12 protein-coding genes are annotated in these 15646 nt (G+C 66.8%); 8 read left to right on the forward strand and 4 right to left on the reverse strand.

Annotated elements, in window-relative coordinates; translation table 11 throughout:
* Positions 1-50 precede the first annotated feature (50 nt).
* A complete protein-coding gene (locus J9314_RS04580) occupies positions 51-1442 on the reverse strand; it encodes an MFS transporter (protein WP_210604751.1) in 1392 nt (463 codons plus the stop codon).
* A 139-nt stretch (positions 1443-1581) separates the two neighbouring features.
* Between J9314_RS04580 and J9314_RS04585 the strand changes: the two genes are divergently transcribed.
* The 6 genes from J9314_RS04585 to J9314_RS04610 are packed head-to-tail and all read left to right on the forward strand — an operon-like array spanning position 1582 to position 8040.
* A complete protein-coding gene (locus J9314_RS04585; RefSeq protein WP_210604752.1) occupies positions 1582-3072 on the forward strand; it encodes a fumarylacetoacetate hydrolase family protein in 1491 nt (496 codons plus the stop codon).
* Positions 3069-3800 (forward strand): GntR family transcriptional regulator, encoded by a 732-nt coding sequence (locus J9314_RS04590; protein ID WP_246490612.1) that lies wholly within the window; start codon positions 3069-3071, stop codon positions 3798-3800. Before J9314_RS04585 ends, J9314_RS04590 begins: the two co-directional genes overlap by 4 nt.
* Complete coding sequence (locus tag J9314_RS04595; RefSeq protein WP_210604754.1) at positions 3797-5299, forward strand: aldehyde dehydrogenase; 1503 nt, start codon at positions 3797-3799, stop codon at positions 5297-5299. The genes J9314_RS04590 and J9314_RS04595 overlap by 4 nt, the downstream gene beginning before the upstream one ends.
* 11 nt (positions 5300-5310) lie before the next feature.
* Positions 5311-6447 (forward strand): 3,4-dihydroxyphenylacetate 2,3-dioxygenase, encoded by a 1137-nt coding sequence (gene hpaD / locus J9314_RS04600; RefSeq protein WP_210604755.1) that lies wholly within the window; start codon positions 5311-5313, stop codon positions 6445-6447.
* 34 nt (positions 6448-6481) lie between these two features.
* On the forward strand, positions 6482-7267 hold the full coding sequence (locus J9314_RS04605; RefSeq protein ID WP_210604756.1) for a fumarylacetoacetate hydrolase family protein: 786 nt from the start codon (positions 6482-6484) through the stop codon (positions 7265-7267).
* Complete coding sequence (locus tag J9314_RS04610; RefSeq protein ID WP_210604757.1) at positions 7252-8040, forward strand: HpcH/HpaI aldolase family protein; 789 nt, start codon at positions 7252-7254, stop codon at positions 8038-8040. Before J9314_RS04605 ends, J9314_RS04610 begins: the two co-directional genes overlap by 16 nt.
* 60 nt (positions 8041-8100) lie before the next feature.
* Here the strand turns inward: J9314_RS04610 and J9314_RS04615 are convergent, their stop codons facing one another.
* A complete protein-coding gene (locus J9314_RS04615) occupies positions 8101-10116 on the reverse strand; it encodes an Ig-like domain-containing protein (protein WP_210604758.1) in 2016 nt (671 codons plus the stop codon).
* Positions 10117-10520: 404 nt separating this feature from the next.
* Here J9314_RS04615 and J9314_RS04620 point away from each other — a divergent pair, with 404 nt between their 5' ends.
* Both J9314_RS04620 and J9314_RS04625 read left to right on the forward strand, forming a co-directional pair.
* On the forward strand, positions 10521-12194 hold the full coding sequence (locus J9314_RS04620; protein ID WP_246490613.1) for a PrsW family intramembrane metalloprotease: 1674 nt from the start codon (positions 10521-10523) through the stop codon (positions 12192-12194).
* Positions 12195-12203: 9 nt separating this feature from the next.
* Positions 12204-13394, forward strand: coding sequence for a MarP family serine protease (locus J9314_RS04625; protein WP_210604759.1), 1191 nt, complete (start codon positions 12204-12206; stop codon positions 13392-13394).
* A 55-nt stretch (positions 13395-13449) separates the two neighbouring features.
* On the opposite strand, the gene J9314_RS04630 is transcribed toward J9314_RS04625, so the two are convergent.
* Both J9314_RS04630 and J9314_RS04635 read right to left on the reverse strand, forming a co-directional pair.
* A complete protein-coding gene (locus J9314_RS04630) occupies positions 13450-14391 on the reverse strand; it encodes an endonuclease/exonuclease/phosphatase family protein (RefSeq protein ID WP_210604760.1) in 942 nt (313 codons plus the stop codon).
* Between the two features lie 132 nt (positions 14392-14523).
* The gene (locus tag J9314_RS04635; protein WP_210604761.1) at positions 14524-15345 is read right to left on the reverse strand and encodes a winged helix-turn-helix domain-containing protein; all 822 of its coding nucleotides are present in this window, start codon (positions 15343-15345) and stop codon (positions 14524-14526) included.
* Positions 15346-15646 lie beyond the last annotated feature (301 nt).

The raw sequence follows: 15646 nt of genomic DNA on the forward strand, positions 1-15646 counted from the left end.
CATATACGATCTGGTGTCGGCAGGGTGGTGCCGGTCACCGTCGTCGCTGGTCATCCGCGTGAGTTCTCCGCGGCGTCGGGGGCCTCTGTGGATATCGACGTCGAGGACCGCCCGAATCCGATGATCGGACTCACGGACTGCTCGGCCTCGTGGTCGGGGCCCAGCGGGATCCCGGTGCGATCGCGGAGCAAGAGCGTGGCGATGAGCGCGAGCAGGGCGACGACGCCCAGATACACCGCCACCGAGGTGGTCGTGCCCGTCGCGGAGACGAGGGCCTTTGCGATCGTCGGGGCGAAGGCCCCGCCGAGGATCGACCCGATCGCATAGGAGACCGAGACCCCGGAGAAGCGGACGCTGGAGGGGAAGAGTTCGGCATACATCGCCGGCTGCTGACCGTAGGTGAAGCCCAGGCCGACGGTGAGGATGACGAGGCCGAGCAGCAGCATCCGGATGCTGCCGGTGCTGACGAGGGGGAACAGCGAGGCGATGCCGACCAGCAGCAGGATCCAGCCGAGGATGTAGGTGGTCCGCCGCCCGATCCGGTCCGAGACCGCACCGGCGATGATCGTGAACACCAGCCAGGACACCGCCGAGGCGGCCACCGCCCACAGTACCGGACCGCGCTCGAGGCCGATGGGCCCCGCCGGGTCCGTGGCGAAGTTCTGGATGTATCCGCCCGTGGTCATGTACCCGGCGGCATTGTTGCCCATGAACACCAGGGAGGCGAGGATGACGAGCAGCCAGTGGCTCTTGAACAGGCGGCCCAGGGGATTCGACACCCGCTCCTTGCGTTCGGCGATCTCGTGGAAGACCGGGGACTCCTCGACGCCGCGGCGGATCCAGTACCCGACGACCACGAGGACGACGGAGAGGTAGAAGGGCACCCTCCAGCCCCATTCGAGGAAGGCGTCACCCGGGGCGATCGACGTCATCAGCGCGAGCACTCCGGAGGAGAGCAGCAGGCCGATCGAGACGCCGATCTGCGGGAAGGAGCCGCGGAGGCCGCGGGACTTCTCGTCCGCGTGCTCGACGGCCAGCAGCACCGCCCCGCCCCATTCGCCGCCGGCGGAGACGCCCTGGACGATGCGCAGGGCGATGAGCAGGATCGGGGCCAGTGCGCCTGCGGACTCATAGGTCGGCAGGAAGCCGATGAGGGCTGTGGCCGCACCCATCGCGATGAGGGTGATGATGAGGACGACCCGCCGGCCGAGCCTGTCGCCGTAGTGACCGGCGAGGAAGGCTCCCAGGGGGCGGAAGAGGAAGCTGATGCCGACCGTCGCGAAGGCGACCATGGTCGACATGGTCGAACCGAGCGGGCCGAAGAAGAGCTGATTGAAGATCAGTCCCGAGGCCGCCGCATAGAGGAAGTAGTCGTACCACTCGATGCTCGTGCCGACGATCGTCGCGAACGCCACCCTCGTCTGGGTGTGCTGTGCTGTCATGACTCCGGTGTCCTCACGTGCGAATGCTGCATCCGGGACAGCTGTTTCAGCGGTGAAGCTGTGTCCCGGATTACTTGTCTGCAGGAACCGTATCATATACGATCTGTGATGAAGCCAATCGAAAAGAGGTGTGAGATCGATGTCGACTCCAGCCGGTGTTCCCGCCCGACCGGGCAAGATCATCGCCGTTCATGTGGCGTATGAGTCCCGGGCCGCGCAGCGCGGAAAGCGGCCCGCCCAGCCGTCCTACTTCCTCAAGGCCGCGAGCTCCGTGGCCGGATCAGGGGAGACGATCGCCCGCCCGGCCGGCACCTCGCTTTTGGCCTTCGAAGGCGAGATCGCCGTCGTCATCGGCACTGCCGCCCGCAACGTCACCGAGGCCGACGCCTGGTCCCACGTGGCCGGAGTGACCGCAGCCAATGACTTCGGCCTCTACGACATCAAGACCCCCGATAAGGGGTCGAACCTGCGCTCGAAGTCCCGTGACGGCTACACCCCGCTCGGTCCCGAACTCATCCCCGCCGCCGAGGCGGACCCTGAGTCCCTGCGCATGCGCACCTGGGTCAACGGCGAGATCGTCCAGGACGACGGAACGAGTGCCGCGCAGCTGATCTTCAGCCTGCCGCGCATCGTCGCCGACCTCAGTCAGCACCTCACCCTCGAACCCGGAGACGTCATCCTCACCGGCACCCCCGCCGGTTCCTCCGTCGTCGCCCCCGGGGACACGGTCGAGGTCGAGGTCACAGCTACCTCGGCGAACGGGGAGGAACTGAGCTCCGGGCGACTGACCACGACCGTGGTCGAAGGCCCCGGTGATTTCGACGCGTCACTCGGCAGCACACCCGCCGTAAATGAGGCCCTGACCGTCGACGCCTGGGGATCGCGCGAGGCCGCCGGGCTCGCACCGGAGGGCGACGCCGATGCCGTCGCGGCGTCGGGACTCGATGCCGACCTCGTCGCCAAGCTCACCGACGCCCCGACCGCGGGCCTGTCGGCACAGCTGCGCGCTCGGGGACTGAACAACGTCGTCATCGAAGGGGTCGCCCCGCTGCAGCCGGGAACGAAGATCGTCGGCACCGCGAAGACACTGCGCTTCGTACCCAACCGCGAGGACCTGTTCAAGTCCCACGGCGGCGGATACAACGCGCAGAAGCAAGCCTTCGATTCGATCCGACCCGGCGAGGTCATCGTCATCGAGGCCAGGGGCGAATCGGGCTCCGGCACACTCGGCGACATCCTCGCACTGCGCGCGAAGTCCCTCGGCGCCGCCGGAGTCATCACCGACGGAGGAGTCCGTGACTCCGCCGAGGTGGCCGGATTCCTGCCCGTGTTCGCGACCGCGAGGAACCCCGCCGTGCTCGGCCGCCGCCACGTGCCGTGGGAGTCCGACGTGGCCGTGGCCTGCGGAAACGCCACAGTCCTGCCCGGCGACGTCATCGTCGCCGATGATGACGGAGCCATCGTCATCCCCCGTGATCTCGTCGAGGAAGTCCTCGACGCGGCCCTGGCGAAGGAGGCCGAGGACGGCTGGGTGGCCGAACAGGTCGCCGCCGGCAACCCGATCGAAGGACTCTTCCCGCCCAAGGGCGAATGGAAGACGAAATTCGAAGACTGGAAGGCCTCCCGGTGAAGACCGAACCAGCAGCCGCTGCCGGGGCCGGTCCGCCGTCACTGAGCAAGGCCGAAACCGCCTACCGGTGGATCCGCGAACGCGTCGCCGATCAGACCTACCAGCCCGGTCACAAGCTCGTGCTCGCGCAGATCGCGCTCGAACTCGACACCTCGGTCGTGCCGGTGCGGGAGGCCATCCGCCGGTTGGAAGCCGACGGTCTTGTGACCTTCGAGCGCAATGTCGGAGCCCGCGTGGCCATGGTCGACCAGGGGTCCTACACCCAGTCGATGGAAACGGTCGCGATCCTCGAAGCCGCGGCCGTCGCCCAAGCGCAGGGCCACCTCGGTGCCGGTGATCTCGATGCCGCGGAGCAGATCAACGATCGGATGCGCGCACTGCTCGACGATTTCGAACCGGCCGAGTTCACCCGGCTCAATCACGAGTTCCACGAAATGCTCTACCGGCGCTGCCCGAACGAGCGGCTGTGCACCCTCGTCGAACTCGAATGGGACCGACTCAACCACCTGCGGGATTCGACGTTCTCCTTCGTCCCCGAACGGGCACTGGAGTCGGTGGAGGAGCACTCTCGCATCGTCGCCCTCATCCGTGCCCGTGCCTCGGCGCAGGAGGTCGAACGGGCCGTGCGCGAGCACCGCTCGGCCACACTGCACAGCTTCCAGAACTCCCAGACGACCGCAGAATCAGCCACGGATCTGCACACTGACTCACGAAAGGACAAGCCATGACAGAGTCCATCACACCCCCGGCCGGACTGCCGGAGAAGATCCGCCACTACATCGGCGGGCAGTTCGTCGACTCGATCGACGGGGAGGAGTTCGACGTCCTCAACCCCGTGACGAACGAGCCCTACATCACCGCCGCCTCGGGGAAGAAAGCCGATATCGAAGCGGCTGTGACCGCGGCGAAGACGGCCTTCGACGAGGGCCCGTGGCCGACGATGCTGCCACGCGAGCGCGCCCGGATCCTCTACCGCATCGCCGACATCGTCGAATCCCGCAAGGACGAACTCGCCGCGATGGAGTCCTTCGACTCGGGTCTGCCGATCACCCAGGCCAAGGGCCAGGCGTCCCGTGCCGCGGAGAACTTCCGCTTCTTCGCCGACCTCATCGTCGCCCAGGTCGACGATGCCTTCAAGGTTCCGGGCCGCCAGGCGAACTACGTCAACCGCAAGCCCATCGGTGTGGCCGGACTCATCACCCCGTGGAACACCCCGTTCATGCTCGAGTCGTGGAAGCTCGGACCGGCGATCGCGACCGGCAACACCGTCGTGCTCAAACCCGCCGAGTTCACCCCACTCTCGGCCTCCCTGTGGCCGGGCATCTTCGAAGAGGCGGGACTGCCGAAGGGCGTGTTCAACATGGTCAACGGCTTCGGTGAGGAGGGCTTCGCCGGCGACTCGCTCGTCAAGCACCCGGACGTTCCGCTCATCTCCTTCACCGGCGAATCGAGCACGGGACAGACGATCTTCGCCAACGCCGCACCCTGGCTCAAGGGCCTGTCGATGGAGCTCGGCGGCAAGTCCCCGGCCGTCGTCTTCGCCGACGCAGACCTCGAAGCCGCCGTCAACGCCACGATCTTCGGCGTCTTCTCCCTCAACGGGGAACGCTGCACCGCCGGTTCGCGCATCCTCGTCGAGGACTCGGTCTACGACGAGTTCGTCGAACGCTACGCCGCCCAGGCCGAGCGCGTGAAGGTCGGTCTGCCCTCGGATCCCGACACCGAGGTGGCCGCCCTCGTCCACCCCGAACACTTCGAGAAGGTCATGTCCTACGTCGAGATCGGCAAGACCGAGGCCCGCCTCGTCGCCGGCGGCGGACGTCCCGAGGGATTCGAGACCGGCAACTTCGTCCAGCCCACCGTCTTCGCCGACGTCGCCCCCGACGCCCGGATCTTCCAGGAGGAGATCTTCGGCCCCGTCGTCGCGATCACCCCGTTCTCCTCCGACGAGGAGGCCCTGGAGCTGGCGAACAACACGAAGTACGGTCTCGCCGCCTACATCTGGACCTCGGACCTCAAGCGGGCGCATAACTTCTCGCAGGCCGTCGAGTCGGGCATGGTGTGGCTGAACTCGAACAACGTCCGCGACCTGCGCACCCCCTTCGGCGGGGTCAAGGCCTCGGGCCTCGGCCACGAGGGCGGGTACCGGTCGATCGACTTCTACACTGAACAGCAGTCCGTGCACATCAACCTCGGCGAGGTCCACAACCCGGTCTTCGGGAAGTAAGGGAGGCGGAGATGACCAATCGCGAAGATATGACACTGACCTCGGCCGGCTACTTCGTCAGCCAGGAGGCGCCGATCGTCACGGACAATCCCATCGCCACACCCCAGGCGAGTCCGCCCGATATCCTCCGCTGCGCCTATATGGAACTCGTCGTCACCGACCTCGCCGCCTCGCGGGAGTTCTATGTCGACGTGCTCGGACTCTATGTCACCGAGGAGGACGAGAACACGCTCTACCTGCGTTCGACGGAGGAGTTCATCCACCACAATCTCGTCCTGCGCAAGGGCGAGGTCGCAGCTGTGGCCGCGTTCTCCTACCGGGTCCGCAGCCCGGAAGAGCTCGACAAGGCCGTGGCCTTCTACACCGAACTCGGCTGCGATGTCCGCCGCAACCCGGACGGCTTCGTCAAGGGTGTGGGCGACTCCGTGCGGGTGGTCGATCCGCTCGGCTTCCCGTACGAGTTCTTCTACCAGTCCGACCACGTCGAGCGCATGTCGTGGCGCTATGACCTGCACATCCCCGGAGAACTCGTCCGCCTCGACCACTTCAACCAGGTCACCCCGGATGTGCCGCGGGCGGTGAAGTACATGCAGGACCTCGGCTTCCGCGTCACGGAGGACATCCAGGACGAGGAAGGCACGGTCTACGCCGCGTGGATGCGCCGCAAACCCTCCGTCCATGACACGGCGATGACCGGCGGCTACGGACCGCGCATGCACCATGTCTGCTTCGCCACCCACGAGAAGCACAACATCCTCGCCATCTGCGACAAGCTCGGTGCGCTGCGCCGATCCGATTCGATCGAGCGCGGTCCCGGCCGCCACGGCGTCTCGAACGCGTTCTACCTCTACCTGCGTGACCCCGACGGTCACCGCGTCGAGGTGTACACGCAGGACTACTACACCGGCGACCCGGACAATCCGGTCGTCACCTGGGACGTGCATGACAATCAGCGCCGCGACTGGTGGGGCAACCCCGTCGTGCCCTCCTGGTACACGGATGCCTCCCTCGTCCTCGATCTCGACGGCAACCCACAGCCGGTGCATGCACGCACGGACGATTCGGAGATGGCAGTGACGATCGGTGCGGACGGCTTCTCCTACACCCGCGCGGATGAGAACGAGGGCAAGCTGGGCAACCAGCTCTGACCTTCGAAGGCACTGACCTCTGAAAGGAATCCATATGCTCGATGAGGAAACGATCGCCAGGATCGCTGACGACCTCGCCGAGGCGGAGCGGACCCGCACGAAGGTCCCGCGGCTGACCTCGCAGTTCCCGGATATGACCGTCGAGGACTCCTATGCGGTGCAGAACGAATGGCGCCGTCGCGGTGAGGCTGCCGGCCGTCGGCTGTTCGGCCACAAGATCGGCCTGACCTCGAAGCCGATGCAGCAGGCCACGGGCATCACCGAACCCGACTACGGGGCGATCTTCGCCGACCAGGTCTACGACACCGGGTCCGTGATCGATCATGCGCAGTATTCGGGCGTGCGCATCGAGGTCGAACTCGCCTTCGTGCTGCGCGAGGAGCTGGCCGGACCCGACGTCAGCCTCATCGACGTCCTCCGCGCCACCGAATACGTCGTCCCCGCGCTCGAGGTGCTGTCCTCGCGCATCGAGATGGAGGGCCGCACGATCGTCGACACCATCTCCGACAACGCGGCGCTGGGTGCGATGGTCCTCGGCGGTCGTCCGATCACCGTCGACGCCGTGGACCTGCGCCGGGTGAGCGCGCTGCTCTACCGCAACGAGACGATCGAGGACTCGGGAGTCGCGGCCGCCGTGCTCGACCATCCGGCCCGCGGCATCGTGTGGTTGGCGAACAAACTCGCCGAACACGGTGATGTGCTCCGTGCCGGAGAGACCGTACTGGCCGGTTCGTTCACCCGCCCCATGTGGGTCCATCCGGGTGACACCGTCCACGCCGACTACGGAGAGCTGGGAGCCATCACATGCCGTTTCGCCTAGAACTTCCGCAGACCTTCGCCGACCGGGTGGCCGGCCTCGGCAAGGGAGAGTACCTTGCCGGGATGTGGGTGTGCTCGGGTTCGCCCGTGGCCGCCGAGATCGCCGCGGCCTCCGGGATGCAGTGGGTGCTCATCGACGCCGAGCATTCCCCGATCGGTCTCGAGACGACGACGAGTCTGCTGCGCGCGATGAATGGCTATCCGACCACTCCCGTGGTGCGCGTGCCGGTGAACGATCGGGTGCTCATCAAGCAGTTCCTCGACCTCGGTGCTCAGAATCTGCTCGTGCCGATGGTCGACACGAAGACCGACGCCGAGGCGGCCGTGGCCGCCGTCCGCTACCCGCCGAAAGGTGTGCGCGGAGTCGGATCCGCCCTGGCCAGGGCCTCCCGGTGGAACGCCGTGGACGGGTATCTCGGCCGAGCCGAGGAACTCGTGTCGCTGACCGTGCAGATCGAATCGGCGACCGCGGTCGCCAATGCCGGCGAGATCGCCGCGGTCGACGGCATCGACGGCGTCTTCGTCGGACCCTCGGACCTCGCGGCGTCGATGGGCCTGCTCGGTCAGCAGACGCATCCGGACGTCACCGCAGCGGTGACTCGGACGTTCGAGGCGGTGCGCGCGGCCGGCAAACCGGTCGGCGTCAATGCCTTCGACCCCGAGCAGGCTCGTAAGTATCTGGAGGCCGGTGCCTCGTTCGTCCTCGTCGGCGCCGACGTCGGCCTGATGATGAATGGTGCTCGCGCCTGGGCGAAGGAATGGGTGCAGGACTGACAACGCTTCACCCCCGGTCCGCCTGAGTGCGATCGGGGGTGAAGTGTGTTCATTCCGGGCTCAGCCCTTTCCGCGGCGGCTGCCGGAGATCAGCAGGATTGTGGACCCGAGGCCGACGAGGACGATGCCCAATCCGATGAGCATGCCGTTGCCCGTGGTGCCGGTGCGAGGCAGCTCGGCCGGTGGGGCCGGGGCCGCGGGAGTCTCGGCGACCGGTGCGACCGGCGGGGTCTCCGGCTGCTCGGGTGGCGAGGTTGGCTGCTCGGGCGGCGCCGACGGCGTGCTCGGTTCCTCCGGCGGACTGCTCGGTTCCTCTGGTGGTGCCGGGGGAGTGCTCGGCTTCTCCTCGGGTGGTCGGTGCACTGTCTCGGCGGGAACGCCCCAGTCGCTCGTCCATTCCGCATTGACGTCGCTGCCCTCGATCGCCGTGACGTAGGTGACCCAGCCGACGGGCATGTCGATGGCCTCGGTGCTGATCTCGGCCCGACCGTCGGCATCGGCGACGACAGTGAAGTCCTGAGTGGAGATCTCCTTGCCCTCGGGCTCCTCCGACTGCTCGGGTTCGCTCTCCACGTGGTAGGCGGTGACGGTGACCACAGCCTCGGAATCGGGCCGCAGCCCGGCCACGGCCACCTCGGCGTGGGTCTGCTTTCCTTCGAGCACCGCCTCGGTGTCGGCGGTCGGCGTCCACGGGACGAACCCCGTCTCTCGAGGTTGGCCGTGGATGCCCTTCCATTCCTTCGTCGCCTTGTCCCCGGCGATCGTCTCGGTGAAGTACAGCCAGCCGCGGAAGTCCTCGGGCACCGTGACCTCACCGGAGGTATGAGTGCCGTTGCCGATGTCCTTCGAGGTCACCGACCCGATTTCGCGGGCGTCGTCGTTCTTCGTGCCCTGCTTCGGCTCCGTCGCCGTCTGCCACAGGGTGTGTTCGACGGTGACGGTGTGGTCGCCGATGAGTCCGGAGACGGTGAACTCGTCGGTGACGGTCTGACCGGGCGTCGGCGTCTGGTCCGAGATCTCCGTGGTCACCTTCGGCTGAGAGCTCAGGTCCACGGAAGCCTTTCCAGCGACCGAGGCGGGCGTGTCCGGGGTGACGACTCGCTGGACCCGGGTGCCCGACGTCGGTTCGAACACCCGCACGGTCTGCGGGGCGACCTTCGCCTTCGCAGTCACGGCGAGTGTGCCGGGTGCGCTCGCCTGCAGCGTCGCGGTCACTGCCTCATCCCCCGTGGTCAGGGTCGTCGGGGCGTTCTTCGCGCCGCTCGCCTTGAGGGTGACTGGGACGTCGGGGACGTGTGCCCCGGAGGCGCTGAGCAGGGAGAGCGTCAGGGTCGCCTCGTCGGTGGGAGTGCCGAGGATCCTGCCTGTGTCGTCGCCCTGGTCGTCCTTGTCGTCGCCGGGGCCGTTTTCCTCGGAACCGAGCTCCTTCGCATCTGTGCCATTCGAATCCGAGTCGGTCGAATCCGATGCCCAGGAGTCAGGAGAAGAGGCGGACTCCGGGGCGGTGTGGGGTTCGAGCACAGGCATTCGCAGGACCGGTTCGAGGCTGACTTCGAGGGTGTACGGACCGGCGTACTTCTTCGCCTTCGCGAGGATCGACGAGTGCTTCTTCGCGGCACCGGCGAACTTCTTGCCCAAGTCGGCAGGCTTCTGCGGCGGCACCTTGTGGTCGTGGGGGAGCGCCGTGTCGAGTCGGGCGATGGCGCTGAGCGCGGCCTGCACATCCTTCGATGTCGAGCCGGCGTATTCGTGCAGTGCCCACGCGGTCTGCGCGGTGGTGACCTGCTCGGACTTCGCATCGTCGAAGTACTTCGGCAGCGGGGACTTCTTCCCGGCGTCGATGCAGTAAGACGAAGTGTCGGGGAAGGTCCGATACGAGCCGTACCAGGTCTTCCCCTGTTTCGCGTGATGCCAGATTCCGGGACCGTATGCGTTCGGAGCGGTCTGCACGGGCACCTCGCCGAGGTTGACCGGCGGACCCGCGGCCATGGCCGGTACCAGCCCGATGAGGGAGGCCACGGTGAGGATGGTGAGAAGCAGGAAGGTGCGCAGCGATGCGAGTCTGAAAGTAGTCATGACCTGATTCGACACGGCGGACACAGACGGTGACCAGGGTCGAATGTGAGCCTGTGGAAACACGATTCTGCATCCACAGGATTTCACGCTCGAGTGGCGCCGATGTGGGCGTGGCCCGAGGTGGCGAGTCACCCGCGGGAAACGGGGGATCTGATGATTTCGACGACGCCGGACCCCGCCGAGGCGGCCGCTCCGGTTCCCTTCCATCCACAGTCGAGTACGTCGGAGTGGGAGCTGATGGTGATCGCGGAGCGGGGCTGATCAGGCCCACTGCGCGCATTCGCGTGCGGTGACAGTCCGCTGAAGTGTTACTGGACGGATACAACTTCGGCAACGTGATGTCGGTGTTCGACTCTAAACTTGGAAGAGAGCGGTGCATTCCCCCAACGTGAGAAGGACGATCTATGTCGGCACAGAACGGTCCCGGTCCTCAGGACCCGAACCAGCCAGGGCCGCGGCGCCCGCAGCCGCCCCAGGTACAGGGCCCCGGGACTCAGGGCGCTCCGCCGGCCCACGGGGTGCCGCAGCAGGCGCCGCCGCAGCAGGTGCCGCCACAGCAGAACAATGATCGGTTTCGTCCGCGCCCGCAGGGTACCCAGCAGCCGCAGCCTCAGGGCACCCAGCAGGCGCGGCAGCCGCAGCCAGCACCGGGACAGCCGCCGTTCCAGCAGCCACCGATGCAGGGCCAGCCGCAGGCGTACGTTCAGCAACCCATGCCGGGCCAGCCGATGCCGACCCAGCCCCCGATGCAGATGCAGCCGCCGATGCAACCGCCGCCGGCACAGGCGCGCGTCTACGCCCAGCCCAGGTTCGCCCCGACCGTGACCCAGGAGATGCGGATCCGCGCGGGGATGCAGGCACCCCAACAGGTGGTCACCGAGACCCCATGGACCGGTGCGGTCCGACAGAACCAGCCGCCGACCGAGCCTGACTCGACCGGCAACATCGTCCGGCTCGTCGCCGCCATCCTTGTGCTCTTTGTACTCGTCGTCGGGCTGATCCTCCTCGCCATCGCCGGAGGACTCAGCTTCGGCGTCCGCCTCTTCGCGCTCATCGGTCTCTCGGCCATTCCGCTCGTCGGCATCGTCGCCTATGTGCTCTGGCTGGATCGGTGGAAACCTCAGCCGAAGCTCCTCCTCGGCATCTGCCTGCTCTGGGGTGCTGTCGCCGCGGTCATCCTCACCCTTGTGTTCTCCTTCTTCACCGATCTCGCGCTCTACATGGTCGGCATCAATGGGGTGCCCAACGTTCTCGGCGCCATCTTCCAAGCTCCACCCGTCGAGGAGTCGACGAAGACCGTCCTCCTCGTCGTCATCGTCCTCGCCGCCCGTCGCTACTTCGAGGGACCTCTCGACGGACTCGTCTACGGTTCACTCATCGGTGCGGGCTTCGCCTTCACAGAGAACATCCTCTATCTCGGCCAGTCATGGAACGACGGTGAGCTCGGGGGATTGGCCGTGACGTTCGCCATGCGCTGCCTGGGCTCGCCGCTGCTGCACATCGCCTTCTCGACCTGCGCCGGTGTGTCCATCGGCTTCGCGGCTCGCAAATGGCCCTGGTGGGCGACGGCCCTCATGTGGCTGCCGGGCCTCATCGTCGGCATCCTCCTCCACGGTTTCTGGAACGGATCGATGACGCTCCTCGGGGTCTTGGGACAGCTGACCCGTGACGTCATGGGCGGTATGCTCCCACAGATCATCGGCCTCATCCTCCTCAGCATCATCCTCTCCGGAGCGTGGGTGACACTCGGACTCATGCTGCGCCGCAGCGAACGGATGCACACGCAGAACATGCTCGGCGATTATGCGAACTCGGGATGGCTCACCCACGCCGAGGTCGACATGCTCGGCACCTGGAAGGGACGGAAGAACGGCCGCGACTGGGCCAAATCGTTCCCCGGCGGAAAAGAGGAGATGCGCACCATGATCCGCACCTCCGGGAAACTCTCGACGACACGGATGCGCGTCCTCGCCGGCATCGGCGGTGACCAGGAGCGCAAGATCGAACGTGCCGAACTCAAGCAGTTCTCCGATGCCCGCGAGCGTCTGCTGGCGGCTTCGAGAAGAACGGCCGGGTAAGCACCAGCAGTGACCGTCCTCGACATCCTCCTCATCGTCCTCGGGATCGGTGCGCTCTTCGCCGGTTTCCGCCAGGGCTTCATCACCGGGCTCGGCACCGCCGCAGGATTCGTCGTCGGATGGATCCTCGGACGCCTGCTCTCGCCGCTGGTCGAAACGCTGAGCGAGGGCACGACCGCGATGGAGAACCCCGGCATCCTCATGCTGCTCGCCTCGATGCCGCTGGTCCTCAGCGTCCTCTTCGCCTTCGCGGGCAGCGGCGTGGGCGCGTGGATCAAACGCTCGATGGACTCCGATCTCGGGCAGGGCATCGATGCCGTCGGGGGCACCATCACCGCGGGCATCGTCTACGTCCTGGTCGTGTGGCTCGCCGCCGGTTTCGTCCGCACCACCCCGCTGGTCGAACCGAACCGGTGGGTCGCGGACTCCGCCGTCATCGCCTCCATCGACCGTACGATCCCCTACTCCTCCCAGATGGCCCTCGGCGGTCTGGCGAAGGGACTCAGCGCCACCGGATTCCCGCAGGTCTTCTCGGGCCAGCCCGAACAGATCCGCGGTGTCGGCGAACCCGACGAAGCCATGGTCGACGTCGGCCGCAGCGTCGAAGACTCCGTCGTCAAGATCACGACCACGGCCACCACCTGCCCGACCGGCTCCGAAGGCTCGGGCTTCGTCTACCGCGACGGCCTCGTCGCCACCAACGCCCACGTCGTGGCCGGCTCTTCGGACCTGGCGGTCCAGGTCGGCGGCAAGGGGCGGCCCTATCCCGCCGAGGTGGTCGAATTCGACGCCGAAGCCGACGTGGCCGTCCTCCGGGTTCCCGAACTCGAGGCTCCCGCGCTCGACTTCGGCAACGGGCTCGGACCGGGGGATGACTCCGTGGTCGTCGGGTTCCCCGCCAACGGCCCCTACACGATCTCACCGACGCGGGTGCGTGAGAAGATCAACGCCCGCGGCCTCGACATCTACGACGAGAGCTCGGTCGTCCGTGAGGTGTATTCGGTGCGCGGCATCGTCCGCGAAGGCAACTCGGGCGGCCCGCTCATCGAAGCTCAGGGCAGGGTCGTCGGCATGGTGTTCGCACGCTCGGCCACCGACGACGAGACCGGCTACGCCCTCACCCGCGCCGAGATCGCCGATGAACTCGAGGCCGGGGCGAACAACCGCACCCCGCAGCCGACGGGACAGTGCACGAATTGAAGCAGTGCACCAGCTGAACCGGCGCACCAGCTGAACCGGTGCACCAGCTGAAGGCCTACTTGAGGTCCAGCCCTGCGAGCACGGCACGGTGGTCGCTCGATCCCTTGTCGAGCACCTCGTCGCTGGTGGCGTCGAAGCCGCGGTAGAGGATGTGGTCGAGCCGGGTCACGGGGAACTGTGCGGGCCAGGTGAAGCCGAAGCCGCCTCGGGCCTGCTCGCGCGAATCGGTGAGCGGGGGAACCAGCGTGGACATATTGTTGTCGGTCGATGCGGTGTTGAAGTCGCCGGCGACGATGACGTGGTCGGCCCCATCGGTCTCCACTGTCGTGGCCAGTCGACGCAGTGCGGCGTTGCGCATGGACTCATGCCCCGGACGGACCGAGGGCATGTGCACGGCATAGAACCGGATGTCGCCGTGGTCGGTCGAAACCGTCGTGGCGAAGGCGCGCGGCCACTGCAGGCCGAGGTCGACCTCTTCGGGCTCGGTCATCGGCCACTTCGACCATACCCCGACGGTGTCGAGGACCCGGGAATGGGCGAACGAGGAGTCGAGCTCCTTGTGGATGATCTTGCCCGACAGCGACTCGAGCTCCTGGATCGTGACGATGTCGGGGTCGCGGTCGATGAGGTTCTGCGCCGCGGCCGTGGGCTGCGGCATCCGCGCACCGACGTTGTGGGTGGCCACCGTGATGTCGGGTTCTCCGGAGTCGTCGTTCGGCAGCAGTGCGGGCCCGAACATGCCCGCCCACACGAGAGCAGGAACGAGGAACCCGATGGCCGAGAGCCACGAGAAGCGGATGAGGGTCATCAGCAGCACGAGGGCGAGGACGATCCCCGTCCACGGCAGGATCGTCTCGACGACGAGCGCGAAGCCCATCCTCGTCGGAAGCAGTTCGTGGAGAAGCAGGAACGCCGCATAGAGGATCCCGAAGATCAATGCGGTGATGCCCTTCGCGGGGCTGTGCCGTCTGCGCGCTGGAGAATATGCCTGGTTCATCGATTAAGAATCTTAACCGCGAAGTCTGGCTCCACGCTGGGTGGGCGATGCGATGCGGCTCACAGCCTCCGGGTGCAGGACAAGGCGTCCTGTACGAAGTCGTGTGCTCGGGTCTGGGCTGTCGCGTTCAGGTCAGCGACGCGCTGTCGCGCTCCAGACGGTGACGTCGGGATGCGTGTCGTAGCGGTAGCCCGAACCCCTCATCGTGCGCACCACGGAGGAGTATTCGCCGAGACGGCGGCGCAGTCGGCGGATGTGCACGTCGACGGTGCGCTCATCGGGAACCTCGCCGCCGGACCATACGGCGCTGATGAGGTCTTCGCGGGGCAGGGTCTCATCGGCGTGGGTGACGAGCGTGGCGAGGAGATCGAACTCCTTGGTCGTGACGTCGACGAGCTCACCGTCGATGCGGACCTCGCGGCGCGGAATGTCGATGCGCAGCCGCTCGGCGGCGGCATCGGTGTAGGTGCTGCCGGCGCGACCGCCGAATCCGCGCGGTGCCGGTGCGGCAGGCGCCTGGTCCTCGTCGCGCAGTGTCGGCGGGTGGATGCGGTTGGGGATCCTCGAGCGCACCGGTCCATGCGTCGCCGCCGGTGCTCCGGTCGCAGCGGGGGAGCCGGTGGCCACGGCTCTGACGGCGTCGATGTCGCTGCCGCGGCCCTCGGGGGCCAGGGCGATGACGGCTTGGGTCTCGGCCTGGCTGGCCAGTTCCTTCGCGTAGGCCTGAAGCTCGCCGGCGATGGCGGAGAGGTTCGTGCCGTCGGCGGCGGCCTTGGACTCGTCGAGTCCGATGTAGACGATGATGCCGCGAGCGGCCTTCGGTGAGGGCACGACTCCGGCGGGACCGAAGGTGTGCGGGGCGTTCTGCGGGTCCACTGCGCTCAACCTGGCTCCTGCGCGTCGGGTGGCCACGGCACTGCGTGGGTGGACGTAGGCGGGTTCTGGGTTCGACATGACTGTCCTTTGCTCCGACCATCGGGTCGATATGACTGAATGAGTCCGCTGCTTGAGTGTGCGTGTTCTCGTTCGAGGCCGGACAGCGGAAGGGCGATCACCGACCGCGAACGCAGCGCATACACATGGCTGCTGCGGGCATTCGCATCAGGTGAGTGGCTGAAGTCATGGCTTCATTATTTGTCACAAAACTTCGGCGGTGCAAAGGAAAAGCCGAAAATGAGACGACTGTGACGAAATATGACGACATCCTCGCCGAGGCGGCCGACCGATTTCGTCATCTGCGGGCTTCGATTCTCGG

It is taken from the genome of Brevibacterium oceani (assembly GCF_017948325.1).
Classification (GTDB): domain Bacteria; phylum Actinomycetota; class Actinomycetes; order Actinomycetales; family Brevibacteriaceae; genus Brevibacterium; species Brevibacterium oceani.